This window comes from Microbulbifer sp. ABM4_008, assembly GCF_056311705.1.
In genome coordinates, this window is record NZ_CM149970.1 from 2,456,757 (window position 1) to 2,475,000 (window position 18,244).

Annotated in this window: 11 protein-coding genes; 4 read left to right on the forward strand and 7 right to left on the reverse strand. The window is 47.6% G+C overall.

Annotated elements, in window-relative coordinates:
• Positions 1–17 precede the first annotated feature (17 nt).
• Complete coding sequence (locus ACYX4J_RS10680; RefSeq protein WP_444893932.1) at positions 18–482, reverse strand: GNAT family N-acetyltransferase; 465 nt, start codon at positions 480–482, stop codon at positions 18–20.
• Positions 483–877: 395 nt separating this feature from the next.
• A complete protein-coding gene (locus ACYX4J_RS10685) occupies positions 878–3,841 on the reverse strand; it encodes a DUF3857 domain-containing transglutaminase family protein (RefSeq protein WP_476178576.1) in 2,964 nt (987 codons plus the stop codon).
• Positions 3,842–4,670: 829 nt separating this feature from the next.
• On the opposite strand from ACYX4J_RS10685, the gene ACYX4J_RS10690 reads away from it, so the two are divergent.
• The 4 genes from ACYX4J_RS10690 to ACYX4J_RS10705 all read left to right on the forward strand — a co-directional run bounded on the left by ACYX4J_RS10690 (position 4,671) and on the right by ACYX4J_RS10705 (position 8,225).
• Positions 4,671–5,027, forward strand: coding sequence for a helix-turn-helix transcriptional regulator (locus ACYX4J_RS10690; protein ID WP_476178577.1), 357 nt, complete (start codon positions 4,671–4,673; stop codon positions 5,025–5,027).
• Positions 5,021–6,319, forward strand: a complete 1,299-nt coding sequence (locus ACYX4J_RS10695; RefSeq protein ID WP_476178578.1) for a type II toxin-antitoxin system HipA family toxin — start codon at positions 5,021–5,023, stop codon at positions 6,317–6,319. The genes ACYX4J_RS10690 and ACYX4J_RS10695 overlap by 7 nt, the downstream gene beginning before the upstream one ends.
• A gap of 319 nt (positions 6,320–6,638) precedes the next feature.
• Positions 6,639–7,250 carry a hypothetical protein gene (locus tag ACYX4J_RS10700; protein ID WP_476178579.1) on the forward strand — a complete coding sequence of 204 codons (612 nt, stop codon included), beginning with the start codon at positions 6,639–6,641 and terminating at the stop codon, positions 7,248–7,250.
• Positions 7,251–7,541: 291 nt separating this feature from the next.
• Positions 7,542–8,225, forward strand: coding sequence for a VOC family protein (locus ACYX4J_RS10705; protein WP_475712792.1), 684 nt, complete (start codon positions 7,542–7,544; stop codon positions 8,223–8,225).
• A gap of 99 nt (positions 8,226–8,324) precedes the next feature.
• On the opposite strand, the gene ACYX4J_RS10710 is transcribed toward ACYX4J_RS10705, so the two are convergent.
• The 5 genes from ACYX4J_RS10710 to ACYX4J_RS10730 all read right to left on the reverse strand — a co-directional run bounded on the left by ACYX4J_RS10710 (position 8,325) and on the right by ACYX4J_RS10730 (position 18,241).
• Complete coding sequence (locus tag ACYX4J_RS10710; RefSeq protein ID WP_476178580.1) at positions 8,325–10,469, reverse strand: TonB-dependent receptor; 2,145 nt, start codon at positions 10,467–10,469, stop codon at positions 8,325–8,327.
• Positions 10,470–10,500: 31 nt separating this feature from the next.
• A complete protein-coding gene (locus ACYX4J_RS10715; RefSeq protein WP_476178581.1) occupies positions 10,501–13,911 on the reverse strand; it encodes an ABC transporter permease in 3,411 nt (1,136 codons plus the stop codon).
• On the reverse strand, positions 13,908–14,795 hold the full coding sequence (locus ACYX4J_RS10720; RefSeq protein WP_444908237.1) for an ABC transporter ATP-binding protein: 888 nt from the start codon (positions 14,793–14,795) through the stop codon (positions 13,908–13,910). Before ACYX4J_RS10720 ends, ACYX4J_RS10715 begins: the two co-directional genes overlap by 4 nt.
• 76 nt (positions 14,796–14,871) lie before the next feature.
• The gene (locus ACYX4J_RS10725; protein ID WP_476178582.1) at positions 14,872–15,978 is read right to left on the reverse strand and encodes a Gfo/Idh/MocA family oxidoreductase; all 1,107 of its coding nucleotides are present in this window, start codon (positions 15,976–15,978) and stop codon (positions 14,872–14,874) included.
• Entirely contained in the window at positions 15,968–18,241 is a 2,274-nt protein-coding gene (locus ACYX4J_RS10730) for a class I SAM-dependent methyltransferase (RefSeq protein WP_476178583.1), read from the reverse strand. Before ACYX4J_RS10730 ends, ACYX4J_RS10725 begins: the two co-directional genes overlap by 11 nt.
• Between the last annotated feature and the right edge of the window lie 3 nt (positions 18,242–18,244).

An 18,244-nucleotide genomic window follows, 5' to 3' on the forward strand; every position in this document is an offset into this window, starting at 1 on the left:
CCTTTTCAGGTTAAGAGCTACAATTCCAGCTTCAACCTCTCCCCGACCGAATTTTCGAGGAAACCTTCTCGGAGGTAAAAATCAATTGTTCGTTGCCAGTTTTCTCTTTCCGGAGTACTAACTTCCAACCGTGGCCAGCCCTCTTCCTTCGCAAATCTGATCACCTCATCCAAAAGAGCCTTACCAATAAACTGTGAACGGAACTCTGGCTCAACATACAATTCCTCAATTACCCCATAGTTGCCACCGGCATAAATAGCAGCAGACCTTGATAGGGTAATAACGCCCACTGGAGCTCCATCGGCATAATATAGGAAAGCATGGAACCCATTATCTTGTGAAAGTAACTTCTTAGCCGTTACTGCCATGACCTCTGGATCGATGTTGCGCTTATGACCGACAAGAGCTTGCAGCAATTTTGTTACCAGTCCTGCGACCTCACTACTCTGCTTCGCCCCGGCCCTTACAATCGGACTCACCATAAACTATCCCTTCCCTTTAACTTATTTACATTTTTGCCCAGCTGAAATGTGATCACATTTAGAATCTATCAGCAATTTTTACTGGCAGCAAGCTGGGTGCGTAGGAAAGAAAGCGGACAACTCTCTATTGAATAATGGTCACAAAGAGCCAATGGGTAGAAATCATTAGAGCCGAAGGGATTGATGAAGCCTCAACGCTCGCATAGCACCATAAGTTTGAAGAAATGGAACCTGAACAACATCAGAGGCTTTTTCAGTCTTTAGGTATGAAACCTGAAGACTGAAAAAGTACAAGAGGTATTTATGAATTTTACCTTATCCCAAGTCTAAAAAATTCAAGGTAGGACAGCTGGAGCTATTTTATAAATTTAAGCTCCAGCAGACCCCAACCATACCTATAGAACAGCTTTCAACCGCTCTTTCAGAGAGGATATAAACACCTTATCCTTCCCCCCAAGATTGGAAACATAAAGTATAAAATCACTACCATCTTTTCTGACAACAGTTACTGTGGTGGTATCGCCTAATGAACTGGACCAGTCTACTTGTAGGTCCTCAATATCTTCGTAAGATGCCATTTCCTTTTCCAAAATATCCCCATCTTTCCAATAGGAAAATACATGGCGCTGTGTAAAACCATTGCCATCTTCACTCACGAATAGAAGCGCGTCACTATAGAAATATGCTATCTCATCAGTAGCCTTTAGGATCCCCTTTCTCTGCATAAACTTGAGGTCCCTATCTGATATCTCACTGCCTTCAACAACCTTGTCGCTAGCTAAAATACCAAACTCTCCACCGACCACCAGCCCACACACCGGCAAGCTCAACACCACTAACAAAGCATGCCTAGCACGCCATTTGGAACCCTCAATTACCGCTGGTGACTTATCACCATTCACAAACAGTAAATAGTTTGCCAATGGCAATACTGTTAGCACGGTTAGAAGCTGGAACACCAGGGGGTAGCCCGTATATCTACCCAAGACTGGTGAGATCAAAAAGGTAATGGCCAATACAACTGCAAATCCTTTGTTTGGCAAATATGATTTACCATATCGATTTTCACTATCTTCACGGAGTTTATTCCAAAGGGGGAAGTACCAGAACTTGTTAAAAATACCTCTAGCGAGCGGCATGATCGCACTACGTTCCTGCTCCCGGATATATTTGAAGTTTCTATAAAACCAATAAACACCAAAAATTCCGAATGTAAAAACCCACATCGCCGTCAGCTTACCCAGGGAGACAGGGTAAAAAATCGTATCTTCCTTTACAGGATTCTTCCATCTATCAAAGCGCCACATAAAGACCAGGAAGACATACATGGCGGCATAGATATAGATATACGTGGCGAGCGATAACTGTGACAAGAAACCACTCTCAGTATCTCCTGAGGTATTTTCATAAGACTGATAGATACCGTAACTCAGTTGATTCTTGAGTTTGTTAATAGCCTCTACGTAGGCTTGATATTCACTCGGCTTAACATGATCAGCCTTACTGCGGTATATATATTTCAGAGAAAGCGTCTTACTGTCTTCCTGAAAGGAAACTTCATTTTTGAAATAGAAAAAGCTGTTGTCTTCTTCAAAATACTCACTATCAAAAAACCAATCATCTCCATTGAAGTGAACTTCAATAACCTGCTCTATATGCTCTGGATACGATAACGCCAACGGATGGTGCCTATCCTGATCATCCGGCTCAGATACCCATGGGCTAACAATGTTTGCATAAAAATCAACCTCGTGGCGCTTTCTATCTGGTTTATCTTCCCAAAAATTTTCCAGCTTATATTGCTCATGAGAGGTGAATATATTTCGCTCTGGGTTATCTTCTAGCTCAATTAGAGCAGCGACTTCAATCCCGGGATAATAATCCTCAAAGAACTCCAAATATTCTGTCTGGATTTGATCTCGCCCATTGCTAGCTAAACGCTGTCTCTGCCTTTCGGCGTCCTTACCATAATTTACAGTAGTGGTTGTAAAGGTTGCAGGGCCGTCATCCAGTACTGTGAACTCATCTTTTACAAATACTCCATACTTTGCGACATCTGGCTCCATATTTACCAAGTCATCAGTGCCCGGCCTGAGTATTAGTGCTTTTCCATAATCTGGCTGAAAAATACTACTCAAGTCACCATGCTGATAGCTACGCGTTGGATCTACCCAATACTCTTTGTCTTCAAATTCAAAATAGCTGATAACATGGTCAAATGACCGTACGCTGGGGATTCTATCTTTAAGTCTTGTTTCGGTATTCACTAGAGCCGGGTAGCCATCAACTCCAAGTTCTTTCAATAGAGTTAAAAACAGTACAGTTTTATCTTTACAATCTCCATATCTATACCGCAAAGTCGTGCTGGCTGGTCTGGGCTGGTGTGAGTTTTCCCCCAACTCTATTCCTAAGTAACGTATCTCCTCCTGGACAAACCGAAGTGCGGCAGAGATTTGGGAACTCTTATCTTTGTGATTTAACTTGATGTCAGCGACTAATTTAGCTATCTCCGCATCAACATTAAAAACTCCTTGATATAACCCTAACCCCCAGACACCAACAGCTTCCCAGGTTGCCTGTTCACTAAAGTAAATAGCGCCCCAAGGACTAAACCAGGAAGGAGTCCCATCGTCAGATTTAACTGGATCAAGTTTATTGTCCTCGATGACATACTCTCTGGCACCACCCAGATCTTTTTGTTTGAGTTCCAAATCGCTATTTAAAATTGAACTATAGAGAGGTGTTTGCTTCTCCCACAATATACGCAAATAGAGTCTCTCAAGTGGGACAGACCAATTCAGACTGGAGCTATATGCAAATATCCCCTGATAAACAGGATTCACCCCCGAACGCGTGTAGCTATACTCTACAACATCACCCACCCTGATATCGTCTAACAAAATATTGAGTGTTAATTGACCATGGTAGACTGACTCATCCATCTCCTCTTCGCGCCGAATATGATCTATTCGCGCAGTATTGAGTTTATTTAAAACCTGTCCATCGCGGATCACATTAAGAGTATGTAATGTAACCTTTTGATACTCTGGGTCATAATCAATACTTATCTGTGAGCTTTCATCAACCCCCTCTGGGTTAATAATGTATTCAGCCATTCGAAAGAAGTATTCAAATTCTGGCTTATCCCCCGCTTTGATCTGCGAGTCCAGAAGAAGATAATGAACCCCATCCTGGATTTTATCGATCGGCCGCTCTTTTACTTCAGGAACTACTACCTTTGTTACCCAATCTGGTATGGGAGATGTAGCAACTTCTTCTCTTGCCCAAACCTTGCCTGCGACCAAGAATGAACAAATCACTAAAACTATTGATATAGCCGCATCAATCTTTTTCTTCATTATCTACTTTTCTACAATACTTAGAGTGGCTTTCAAATACGATATGAATGCGCACCAGTGAAACTAGGCTGCGAATCCAATTAACTCAATACCTGCTTATACAAGGGGCTTAGTAAAGGCTTTTTTCACTCGAAAGTCCAATATGGAGTCACAATACGAGCTATCCCGATCTTTTTTGTACGATAGTCCATTTACTAAGAATCTAAGACAACGTAAATAGCAGAAGATATAAGATTTAGAAGAGCTGAGACTCTCTATACTAAAACTGGTATTCAGGCTTATAAAAATTTAATCACAACCAAACTTCCCCCACAAACTACAAGTAAGCTTATAAATAAGCTTTCCTATTAACTAGGAGTTAACAGGGATAAATTTTGTAACGGTCAGCTACTGTTGGTTTACCCATAGAACAATATAGGGAAACAATTTGCTTCTAGTTAATTTGCGGCCACTGTTCATGGCAGTAGCTAATGTAAATCTCCATAGAAACCTCTTAGTTGTTCCCATTTGGCAACGGCAAGAAATCTAATAGCAGCAGTGGAGCCTAATCATCCCCGAGGAAAGTAGTCGCCCGCCTATGGCATCAAATCTTATGTAGAACAGGTGTTTCTCTTATCGCCAGCAGAAGTTGAGCTTCCGGTAGAGGCGGCCTCCATAAATAATAGGATTAATACAAATAATAGCCTGAATGACACCTGTAAACGATCAATTTAAGCATTAATAGCTGCAACTCCAACTATTAACACTTTTAACCTTTGTAGACTATAATAGCTCAAAAAGCACCCTTTAGCTCGACAAAACCTAATCAAAGGGTGGAAAGGCAACTATTATGGGATTTCACGGTCAATCAGATAAGCAAATACTTGAGTCGCTGGGCAATCGTCTCAAAAACTACCGCTTACGAATGAACCTTACTCAGGATGACATGGCTGAGCGTGCAGGCCTATCCACCTCCACCATTAAAGGGCTGGAGGCTGGTCGTGGCAGGCTTGATAGCCTTGTTGCTGCGCTAAGGGTACTTCGCCAACTTGATTCATTGGATAACTTCTTACCTGAACCGGCAGTAAGTCCGATGCAAATTGCTACTCAAGGCAAACAGCGGCAGAGAGCCAGCCGCAGCTCACAGAATCAGCGCGATACCCTGCCCTTAAACAACAATAAGAAAAGGAGCAAGCCGGAATGGTAAACCAGACAAATGCCGCAACAGTTCACTTGTGGGGCGAGTTGGTAGGTGCTGTCCACTGGGGTGACAGTGGTTATGGTTCGTTCGAGTATGCACCAGAGTTCTTGCGTAGGGGGCTGGATATAGCTCCGATAACCATGCCTATTGAAGCTTCAAATGAGCCATATACATTTCGCGGCCTCGGTCGGGAAACATTTAAAGGATTACCGGGACTCCTCGCCGATTGCCTGCCTGACAAGTTCGGCAATGCGGTGATTGATGCCTGGCTCGCACGCCAAGGGCGAACTCCAGAGAGCTTCAACCCCATTGAGCGACTCTGTTACACCGGTACTCGTGGCATGGGCGCGCTTGAATTTCAACCGGCAGTGGACGGCACCTTCAAAGACTCTGTCGACCTGAATGTTGAAGAATTAGTCAAATTAGCTGCCGCAATTACCAATAGGCAGACGGATCTCAACACGCAATTTGGACATAGTGATACTGAAAAATCCGGCTCCTTGCTGGACATATTGCGCGTAGGCACCAGTGCGGGAGGCGCCCGTGCAAAAGCAATTATTGCCATGAATGCTATGGGGGATATTCGCTCTGGTCAGGTCCCCGCCCCTAAAGGCTATGACTACTGGCTTCTAAAATTTGACGGCGCGGGAGATCTTGAACTCGGGGCAAGCGATGGCTATGGGCGGGTTGAATACGCCTATCATCGTATGGCTCGCGAAGCGGGTATCAATATGGCGGAATGCAGGCTACTGGAGGAAAATGGCCGAGCGCATTTTATGACGCGGCGCTTTGATCGGGTAAACGGGCAAAAGCTTCATATGCAGTCTCTATGTGGTATTGCGCACTTGGATTTCAACATGGCAGGCGCCCACTCCTATGAGCAAGTATTCAGCATAATGCGTGAACTATATCTGCCTAAAAATGAAGCTGTTCAGCAATATCGCCGTATGGTCTTCAACGTATTGGCCAGGAATCAAGATGATCATACAAAGAATATTGCATTTCTTATGGACCCAGCCGGAGAATGGTCTCTTTCACCAGCCTTTGACCTGACTTATGCCCACAATCCGGGCGGAGCTTGGACAAGTCAACACCAGATGAGTATTAACGGAAAGCGTGATCACTTCAATTTAGATGACTTAATAACTATTGGGGAATCCATCAGTATTAAGCGCCCAATGGAGATAATTGATCAGGTCGCAAGTGCGGTAGCAAATTGGGAGCAGTTCGCTGAAGCCTCCGGTGTCTCTGAAAGCTGGACTATTGAAATTGGCCAAAACCACCGCAAGCTAACTTGAATTTTATCTATATGTCATTGACTTAGCTGCTACCCACTTCTTTTGTGGCCCCAAGGTTGGAGCCAGGGCTCAATCCTAAATTTTACCGCTAAAACCTTCAGCCTCCCAACCATACTCCCACGGCGGCCCCAGTGTATCTTTTAACTCCAAAGATCCCTTGTCGAATAGAAAGGAGGCACCGAAAACGGGCTGATAGCCAATGAGATATCGAGCGGGATGAAGTCAGGTCCAATCTAAAAAAACGACACTTCAATCGTCTTCACCTGGGAAATATCAGCTTTCATTCTATTTTGGCGATTAACGTATAAAAGAGCTGCTCATGATGAAACAGTCACTTCTATTCATAATAATTTTGATTGTACTTGCTTTTATGGGAGTTAAAACGGCAGCAGAAGAGAATAGTCATAACTCAATCAAGAATAATGAGGGCATCATTTGTAATAATGAGTATGTTCTATGCACATCTGCCCCATGCATTCCAGATCCCAGTAATCCAGATTCAAATGCAATTTGCCGATGTGACGTTAATAAGGGGTTGAACTTCGGGTTTTCTGAATGTAAAAACCGGACGCCTGTGACTGACTCAAACGACATCAAAAAAGCCTTATCGACATTTTCTTTCGCACAGGCTCCCACCAAACCTGTACTGTCCTGCCCCAAAGGTAAACCGTGGACTGATTGCCTGGATCAACCCTGCATTATCGACCCGATGAATCCACTCAAAGCCATATGCACATGCAAGATTGTACGGGATAAGTCCTTTGTAACTTTTGGAGGCAATTGTGTTTCCCTGAGTTGTGATACGGGTTACTGGTCTGGTGCAACGGTAGAGTCTTATGTGGGAGCAAGCAGAAAACTGATGAAGGCATTTAGCTTAGATGAGGTTCCCGCCAAATATTGCGTGGGGATCAAACCTGAGGTTTCAGAGTAATTTCTGCTCGGTCCAAGCCACATCAATCTTTTGTGTTTTTAGAAATAGACACCCGATTCTCACTACGGGGCGTTGACCCCTACACTGTTCAGCGGCCCATACAATTCCTGAAAGAATCACCAAGTAGATTATATTACTTTCATAATTATTAAAATTTCGGCAAAAGTTAAATCACCCTTATCGTAATTTCTGGTATGGTTAAATCAACCACAAGAAATGATTAACTAACAACTGCCGCCTAAAAAATAAAAGCCAAACAAGCAACACTATTTTTAGACAAAAGGCACTCTTATGAGAACACGCTGTAGCCACGTTTTACTCTGGGTGGAGGATATTCATCAAGCTGTACGAGATTTCCGTCAGCTCGGTTTTTCTGTGGATTACGCCACAAAAGAAAAGAACGCCCAGCACGCCCATATTTGGTTTAGTGAAGGGGCTATTATTGAGTTATTGACATCTCCATCCAATGCCCACTACTTCAAATGGATTATTGATCTCTTTGCCGGCCGGGGCGCAGGACGTAGGATGATACGTTGGTCGCAAGAAGGGGAAGGTTTTTGTGATGTTGCCTTAGTCAGTGACGATTTTGATAATGATCTTTCAGCGATGAAGCGTGAGGGTGTTCAAACCGGGCGAGTGATTCCCTGGCAACGAACCAAGCCAAACGGACAAAAAACCAGCTTCCGCTTTGTTTATCCTCGCTCTGAGCGACTGCCATTTATTGTAAGTCCATATAACCCACCTCAGTACCCTCAAGAAACAAACCATAAAAATGGTGCTACTGGCCTGAGTAAAGTGCACATGGAAGTCAGTGAACAGGACTGGAAAACTGTACAACGTTTAATCGATAAAGATTCCACATTTAATATCAAACCCGGGCCTACAACCAAAGTTACGGGTATAGAGGTTAGTGGACTGAGAGAAAATTTGGACCCGACTCTATTGCATGGGAGTACAATCAACCCAGCAAGCTAAGGAGCCTCTGAGCTATTTAGTGGATCAATCTCTACAGAGATTGATCCACTCACCATCAAGACAGATAAAACAGTCGTTAACTAAACTGTCGAAATCTCATTACAGACGGTATAGAACTCCAACTCCCGCACGACGTCCTTTTGCCGGCGCCCCTATTCTGGCATCAGGGGCAAATATCGCATTGGTGTAGCCATATAACTGATACTGCTCATCAAGCAGATTGTCAGCAAACAGATAAAGCTCCATAGAGTCCGTTTGCAGTGCTACACGAAGGTCCACCTTGCTGTAAGCATCCAGGTTAAAGTGGTTTTGTGCATCTGCCGGGCGCTCATCTACATGGCGTACAGTCAGGTTAGTATTGAGGGCCGGTGCGCTTAACCCCATAAAGTCTGGCAGAGGCTGGTAGTAATTCAATGCCAGGCTAGCACTCCAGCTGGGTACGTCAGGCACTTCATTACCCGCCAAAACGTCACCGCCGGAAACACCATACACATCTTTTGTAATTTCCGTATCCAGGAAGCTCAAGCCACCGGCAATACTAAACTGCTCGGTTATAAACCAATCGGCCTCAAGCTCTGCACCAAATGTCTCCGTATCTGCATTTACTGCAGCAGAGGAATAGGAAGCAAAATCAAAGCCTAACAAATGATCATCTTCCACTGAGCTAAAGAATACAGCACCACTGATATTCAAACTGTCTGACTCATTTTTAATGCCTAGCTCGAAGGTGTCGACAGTTGCGGGCTTGTAAGCAACGCTATCGGCAGACTGCAAAGCAAAGTCATTGAACCCACCGGATTTATAGCCCCGTGCGGCAACTGCATAGATATTTGTGGAATTGGACAGCGAATAACCAAGAGCCAAGCGGCCAGTTGTATAACTATCGTCCAAATCTCTTTGATCTTGAGAAACGTAGAGATTGCCATCCGTACCGTAGCTGGAATACTCACCGGCGTACTTCTTACTCTCTTGGGTGTAACGTAATCCAGCTGTAAATTTCAGGGAGTCAGTTACAGGTAATGTAGTCTCACCGTAAATAGCTTGGCTATCAGTATCGTAATCCCGGTATTGATTGGCGAAGGACACCAAATCAATTGAGTCAAAACTTCTTTCACCTTCTTGTAGATTGAGTCCAATCACCCAGAATGTAGTTGCCTCAGGCAATGAGGACAAGCGTAGATCCTGGCTGATGGTCTGCTCGTCCTGGCTATCGCCACGAAGATACTCCATTGGGAAATTGAACACTGCTTGGGCAGTCTCTTGGTCAAAACCGGTTAGGTAACTAAAATCCGTGTTGACCAATGCAGTGATAGAAGTCAGTTGAGTATTAGCCCATTGGTGATTGATTTCAGTGGAAAATCGCTCAACGGTTTTTTCATTATCGTCAAAAGCTCCTGGTGTGTGTTCACTGCCAGGGTCATCACCGAAAGGTTGTAATAACTGAAGGTTCAGAAAGCCTTCCTGTTGTTGCTTCTCAGCAATAAATAAGGCTGATGTTTTCGCACCCAAATCCCATTCCAGACTACCTCTGAAAGCCAGGTCTTTGGGTTCAGTCATTGGATCGCCGTTAGTCGTATTCTCAACCCAATGGTCCTCACTGATATGTCGAATGGCTACTCGGCCACGGAGTGATTCAGAGAATGGGCCGCTGATCACAGTTTGATATAAACTCTGGCTATCCTCTCCGAGCTCTACACGTCCGTAAGCTTCAAACTCTTCGGTTGGCTTGTTAGTGGTAATATTAATAGCGCCAGCTTCACTGTTGCGCCCGAATAAGGTCCCTTGAGGACCCTTTAATATTTCCAGTCTTTCGATATCAAGGGTCCCAAGGGACACATTTCCCGCAGGCATAGATACGCCATCAAGGTTCACTACAACGGAGCCATCATCCTTATTTACCTGAGTCAGTGAACCAACCCCGCGAATACGGATATTTGCATCCACCGCACCACTGGAAGAATAAACATCTACTCCAGGTGCACTGCGTAATGCATCTTCAAAATTGAGCAGCAATCGGTTTTTCAAATCCTCTTCGCTAACAACACTCAAGCTGAAGGGGACATCCTTGGCTTTCTCTTTTGTAAGCCGGGCAGTAACTTCAACGACTTCCATTTCAGTTTCGGAAGAACTCTCCTTTTCCGCTCCTTCCGCCGCAGAGTAGGCTCCGGAAGCGTATAGCAGACTTGCCGATATTAGCGAAATTTGTTTCGCAAGTACTTTCTTATCTAGGTTTAAGCTGAGCATAAATTGAATTTCCTTTCTATTACTTAGGCTATTAATTGATATTCGATACTTCAGAACTCTCAGCCAGTAAATTCTGTGCAGGGTCCCGCTGATAGGAAGGCCAGATATCCAGCGCTAGAACTTTCTCCGAGGGCAGACGCTCAATCAGCGTTTTTCCATTGATGACCTCGGAATCCAACTCATTGATATCGGCTAGCAAACGGTAGCTGGCCGTTTGTGCGACCGGTTGCCATCCACCCTTCTCCCAGCGCCAACGCTGTCCGTCCAGGCGTATTTGACCGGACTCCAGGTACTCGACCGTCAGAGCTGATGAAAGAGGAGCCCCGAGCATATTTTGCGTCCGTGTCTCACCGACATAAGCGCTCAGTACATTTTCAATATTCTTCTGCTGCTTGATGTCATCGAGTAACGCGGACAGGGACTCAGGAGATTGCAGAAGCGTCCAGTCCAGTGCGGCCACCGGCGCATAGTAGCGAGTCCAACCGGAAATCGGTGCGGTGCTCAAGCGCTCAACGGGTACCTCACTGCCAGCCAAGTCTCTGGTCGTCTTATCGGAGTATCGAACCAGCACATCATCAAGCACTTCGATGCCATCGATTTCCGCTACACAAAGCAGGCCAATCGCTCCGGAAACTCCATCGCTGAGCCACGCGGAGCCGGCAATACGTCGTATGTCCGAACTTTCCAGTAAATGCTGGCGGGCCAAAGCTCGGGCGATATCGACCCGCCGCAGCCAACGCCCTGTACCTTCATCGGCAATATCCCAATGAGGCCCCTCGGACAATTGCAGCAAATTACCGCTGGCCCGTGTCTCTCCAAGTCCTCTTGGCCATTGGGCAATCCGTTTAATTTCGATATCAGTACCCAGCCGCTGGCTCACGCAGGCCTGCATCTGCCCAACGTCTTTAGCAATGGCAGAAACCATATTTGAGCGATCGGAATCATGGGAAACATCAAACCCATCGAATACCGCTAGTTTCGTATTGGGTGCCCATTGAATGGAGAAATCCAAGGGGCCATGAGTGCTCCCCTGCTCACTAAAGACATTTTTATCATCCCGTTGGATTTGGATCTGCCAGCGCCAGTCCCCCGATGGGGCCGCGCCCTCAAGGGTTGTGGCCAGTTGTGAAGCCGGCAGGCTGAACTCAGGGTTCAAGCCCAGCGCTTCACGTTCCGCTGACACACGCAAGATACGCTCGGGGTCAACACCGATACGCGGAACAATATCGCTCGCTTGTAACCAGACTCCACTGGCAGTTAGCCCTGAGGGCTCTCCCTCTGCGGACCACCCCGGCGCCGTCATTTGCCACAACAGTTTGATATTACAACCCTGTTCAGAGCAGCCTGATATTGGCAGCGACATATGGTCGTAACGCTGATCCGGTGTGACTTCACGCCCGCCCACTAAGGCCTTAACCAATACAAATCCGTGGGGTAATTCAAACTGCAAGCCCTGCCCTTCGACATGAACTTTATGCAATAACCACTCACCTTCTACTGTTTGGTTATCCGGGTTGATATTGATATTCAATTCACCACCGGACACCTCAAACCCACTCGCTTTCGGCAGCCAATAAGATTCCCAGAGGGCATCTTCTTGTTTGAGTTGCTCTGGTGATTGATATCCGCCCTGCACTACCAGCCTATCTCCCAATACAGAACCGAGACCGAGAAGAAATAAAGCAGAACAAGCCACCAGGGCGCCCTGAGGGGCCATAAGGCGTGAACGTATCAGGGCAAAACCCTGAGACATGCGGCTATCCAGTCCACGGGGAATCAAAAGAGCGGCCAGGCCGATCATCAATAGGGCAAGCGCAACTTTAAATCCATCCAAGGCCAATAAATAACCGATCCAGGGTTCCCAACCACTGAGTGCTGACAGTTGAATATGAGCAGTGATACCCACTTCATAGGGCGGGTAATGCACCAGCTCCAGCTCATGATTGAGGACCAGAATAAAGGTCACAAACATTGACATGGAATAGGCAAAGCCCGCATGGCGGAACAATGCATGCACCAAAAGCACCATCATCGACAACTCCAATAAAGGAGCTGTCACTATCAGCAATTGATAAGTGAACGCCTGTACGATATCGACAGATGCCGGAGCGGTGAGAAGCACAGCAATAATGCCCGATAGACCCGGCAACAGGGCCAACAGCACCGTCATGGCGAATACGGTAAGGGCAACGCCAAATAATCGTGTGTAGTCGGGCGCGGGGGTTGCAGACAGCATGTCGTCAAACCCGGGCACCTGATCCCTGCGGCACACCAAGCCAGTCAATGCGGCGATTACAAAAGCAATAACCAGGAAAATAACATCCTTGAGAAGCGGCAATAGCATTTCCAAGCGCGGTGCCATAGGCCCTTCAGCGTGCCAGATGATCTGGGTAAACGAGCTAGCCACCCCCATTATTACCAGGACCGCAACACCGACCCACCAAGCGCGACTACTCCATACGTGAAATAATCTCCAGCGGGCTTCCAGCATGAGTTGACGCAGGGAGCGGCCAACCGATGCGGTATCGGGCTTAGATGGAGAGAAATCTTTAACCTTGCGAGTGGCTGCCTTTTTAGCGGCCTTAGCCCGGGCAGGTTTGGCAGCCCCTTCCAGTACCAGTGTTTCCCTTCGCAAGTATTTCAGGCAAGCCGCCAAGGCAAGCAAAGGAACAAGACACCATAGAATTCGATTCAGTACCGAACCCAAAGTAAACGGCAGTAGCGAGGTTGATTTTTGCAGAGGTGTCCAGGAAGTAACCTCCGTATAAACGAAAGTAAATAGCGAGGGATCCATTACCGCAGCCAGCTGCGGATTAATATTGCCACCCCGAAGAACGATCACAGCAAACATCCACAACATCATTAAAGCCGCTGCGAGTCCAAAAGGACCGGCCAGGCTGCGAGTTCGCAACGTAGCGACAAAATACAGAGCGCCAATACCGATGCTCGCGGGAATCTGTAACCAGCTCCATGCAAACCCAAGGGCTTTCCAGGGAGCTGGGCCAATCGCTGTTTCGGGCAGCAAGCCCATCCACACCAATACCGGCGAGACCAAAAACCCTACCAGCGCAGATGCACTTAATATGGCTCCTATTACCGCTGCGCCAAGAAACCGCCCCCAAAGCATTACGCTCAGGGAATTCGGTGTTGTATAGATCACTTCATGCAGACTGGCTTTGCGGTCCCGCAAAATAGGCTGCGAGAAAACCCAGGCCCAGGCAAAAAACTGAAAGAACATACATCCCGCACCCATCAGGTAAATGAGTGATGGTGAGTTCCGGGGAATATCTGTGGCCCCCATTTTTTGCATGTAGTCGGCATTGACCAAATTCAGAAGCAGGTAGATCACCAGCCCCCAGAAGGCTAAAGCCACGATGCCGCTGCTAAATCCGGCTCTTATCTCCAGCTTTGCCTCATGGGCAATAAGCGCCAGCTTGTTCATGCAGCCTCCCGCTGGTCTTTTACCTGCTCAATAGCCAGATGATAAATATCTTCCAGGCGAGGCGTGTGGGCAGTAAAACGAGAGTCTTCGGGTTTTTCCCCGTGTACGATTACCTGGGTACCATCGGGTCTGGCAATATTGTGCAGGGATGCGGGAAGTGATTCGCCACGGGGAATCAGTGCTTGCCACATCTTGCCTATATGAGGGTCTGTGACCTCCGGAGCTGTGCCCTCAACAACAATACGCCCAGAGGCCAATATGGCCAGGCGCTGGCACAGGTTTTCGATATCTTCAACAATATGAGTAGAGAGCAATACAATGGCATCCGCCGCGACATCCGCCAAAACACAGTGAAAGCGATTACGTTCAGCCGGGTCCAGGCCAGCGGTTGGCTCGTCAACGATGATCAGGCGCGGCTCGCCAATCAATGCAATGGCAATACCAAAACGACGCAGCATACCGCCGGAATAGGTTGATACGGCTCGATCGGCTACATCGGCCAAATTGACCTGCTCCAATAGCCTATCCACTTCACGGCGTCTTGCGCTTGTTTCGGTGAAGCCTTTGAGCCAGGCAAAACGCTCCAGCAATGACCGCGCTGCAATTCCAGGATAGGCGCCGATATGTTGCGGCAAATAGCCCAGTTTACTGCGCATAAAGTCCGGCTTTGCCAGCACATCCACACCATCCAGCATGATCCGACCACTGTCCGGGGTTTGCAGGGTAGCCAAGGTACGCATCAAACTACTTTTCCCGGCACCATTAGGCCCAAGTAATCCGTACATGCCGGGGCCAACTTCCAAGTTAACGCCGTTTAACGCCTTCACCCCATTTTTATATGTCTTAAAGAGCCCTTCGATGATCAACCCTGATTGATTTTGCATCTCTCCTCCTAACCCCGTTTTATAAGTAAAAATTCCGTAATCACTTTTTTTGTGCTGTTCGTGTTTTCTTAAAACTCTAGTCGCAAGCCTGGCCGACAATATCCGCGAGTGCCTGAACTGATACCGGCTCCGGCTCCCCTGGCTGGATCAAAGTCGGCATACCGATTCGGGCCGTTAAATCACTCCACGCCATTGAGACACTCAATGCCCATTGACCACTTTGCTTGCGCTTCTCGGGTTGTGCGATATCAGTACAAAGGGAGTGCAGAGCCTCAATAACCGCCTCCGGCCAAGTGAGGGCAAAAATATCGTGGTAACTACGCATTTCCGTATCGCCCAGGGTAACCATGCTGGGAACGGCCAGCCGCTCTGTACCCTCACCCTTTAAAATAAGCCGGCCGGTTTGGTCCCTTGGTGAATGCAACCTGGGATTCCAGAGCACGGGGCCGTGAGTATCAGTCAAAGTCAAAACCCCAGCCTCGCCACCTATAGCAAGCCGATGTAATAGCAGGGAATGATTATCAGGGTCCTGTGGATGAACCTGATTCTGAATACGCAAAGTCATGAGCACACCACCAAAGGTAGCCGACAGACTTTGAAAAGGATGGCCCTCTGGTTGCACCGGCTCGCTAAAAGACCAGGGGCGAAGCCCGCCCACTGCACGACCAATAACATCCAATAGCGGATAGGCCATCTGGCTGTTGCAAATAGCATCGATCATTTCCAGGCGCTGGTGCCGACGCAAGTATTCTGCCGCAGCCAGGAACTGCCTGGTGGGGCGCAAATTGGGGTAGAGGGTGTTAACGGCATAGGCCGAATTCCCCTGCTTTGCAGCTAGCAGGTTGGCGGTAATTTCCTTGGTGTGGACCGGATGCTCCTGCAATACATGAATGCCTCGTTTAAGAAACGATTGTGCTATTTCAGAACCCTCGCCCCCGGTTGCACCAGAACGCACAACAACACACACAATATCGATATCATCGGGGACCTGCTCTGCCTCGGTATAGAGCGGTACTCCATATTGCTCGGCACAGCTCCTGGAATAATCACTGCCACGAGCCAATAATCCAGAGAGTTCAAAATATTCTCGGCCGGGTAATCTGGACGATGTCAGGGCTTCGAGATAAATACGACCAAAACCTGTCCCTGCAACGACAACCCGCTTGCAGTTATCAATTCCCATTTGACTCTCCTCGGTTTTCAGCCATGGACACGGCCCATTTCTCTAATTGGTCCTTATCTATCTGCCCCTCAAGAGTCAAAGGCAATTTGTCCAAAACTTCGATATAAATTTCTGACTTAAAGTGATCGAGATATTCGGCCAGGCAATCTGCTGACAGTCGCATTTGATGTTGCTTGGCTCTACAGGCAAAGAAGCGGTGCCCCTGTCTGGACAAAGGGTGTTCGGAGACAGGCAAATCCATAACCAGCTGTAAGCCGGCGGCATCCATGGCGTTGTGCCACTGGGAAAGTGACAGGAAGGTTGCACCGGTATCTGTGCGCTCATCGACGGCATCCACCAACATAAACGCCTGTGATGCCATCACCCAAAACTCCTCACTGGTTGGCTCCGTCATAATGAACCAACCACCTGGGCGCAATAACTCGGCTACCCTGCGCAATGACGCATCTGTGTCGCGGGCGGCGTTAAAAACACCACCAGCAATAATTACATCGAAGCTATTGGGGGAAAATCCCTGGCTGCGCGGTGAACGATCAATATCAAACAATCCACGGTGCAACCAAGGGCGCTGCTCCTGCCCCCCATGTTTTGCGAAAAAGCTGTCGAGAAAAGCCGCAGAGATATCCGTAAACTGGTATTCAAAGTTGATATGGCCACTGACACCATCCAACACTGGCAGTAGAGCCTGGGTAGTCGACCCAGTGCCAGCGCCAACTTCCAGTATTTTCAGAGTCTGTTGCTGGCCTTCCCAATTATTTAAGATGGACTTCAATAAAGCTCTTACTGAATGCTGCTGGTACCTGGCCGCTATACCCTCCCGGTAAAGCGCACTCGCCAACTCAGTGCTACCACGGGGGAACAGCAGGTGCACAGCCTGGACTTTGCCCCGAATCAGATCCGGTAATTGTTCCGCGTTAGCGCGGGCGTAATCGATCGTTTTACTGGCTCCAGACAACTTCCGCCATTCCTGTTCCAGCCGAGTCCATGCTAGAGCCAGGGCAGCATCACTGTAGCTGTCTGGATCTACCTCTGGCGACCAATACTCGCCATCAGTACTTAGTAACTGCTGCTCCTGCAAAACCTTGATCCAGCGCTTGATCAAAGCTCGGTGCTGCTGAGCCACCGGAGGGGCTTCAAGTATTTCCGCTAAGCTGTGTACTGAATGTCGATCGCAAAACAATCCCAGGTGACTGAAAGCATTCAGCATGGATAGCAAAGCAGTAGCGTTAAGTTGTTCCGTAATCTTTACCGCATATTCCAAATCAATATGGGCAAATTCCGCATCCAGCTCGGTATTAATTCGCTCGAACAACCCTGCCATATCAAGGTTACTGGCCTCTGCCCGCATTTTGGGCTGCGCAAAGACCGCCCAGCGATTCTCTCCAGCAAGGGGAATTGTCACGGAGCTGGCAACCGCAGGGTGTTTCGCAACACTTTCAACAAGAGTCGCAAGCTTTTGGGTCTGGGCTTGCTGGACCTTTACAACGGGTTCTATACCTTTATCGGTACAGACCCAACCGGAAATATCTTTTGCCAATAAGCGTTGAATATCCCGCAACAACGATTGTGATAGCAAGACATCGGTTTCATACAAAAGGCATTGCAGGCTTTTGAGATTGGTCAAGGCCAATGCCGGGTGTGCGACCAAGCCTTTTAGCAAAGTTGACGTCAATACCACACCGGAAAACCCTGAACGCTCCAGAGCAACCAGCGCTTTAGCTGGGTTGATAGCGGGGTCCTGCAATCGCACAGGTAGCCCACAACTCCATGCTGCGAAAATACCAAAGCGAGCAAATTCATTAAGCGGAGAAAATACGGCGACCTTTCCCTGAATAGGCCCCAGAGCTTCTTGCTGCGCTTCGAGTAAGGTCAGGTTTGTCTCCACGGTGGTGTTTTCTGCCAGCAATACCGAAAACTCACCTCGATGGCCTTCTAACGCATTCGGGATTTGTACCTCTAAGGTCAAGCAATCCTTCTCTGGGTTCGCCTCAGGCACAAGTTCAAACCCGATACCCAGCCTTAGTGCCACCAAGTGCATCAGCAGAGGCAACCCATTCCCAGAATTATCAGCTTGCCAGAGTAGTGTTTTGCCTCGCTGTGAGCCCTGTTCTGCAAGCTGCTCACTGAGCTTTGCAACCACGGAACCAGTCCAAGTCAGCACCTGACTGCCACTCCAGTCACAGCCTTCAAGTGATAATGCGGGATCTTCACCCAACTGTTCCAAACCACTTAAAATATTTGCTGCTATTGCTTCTATTTTCATCAC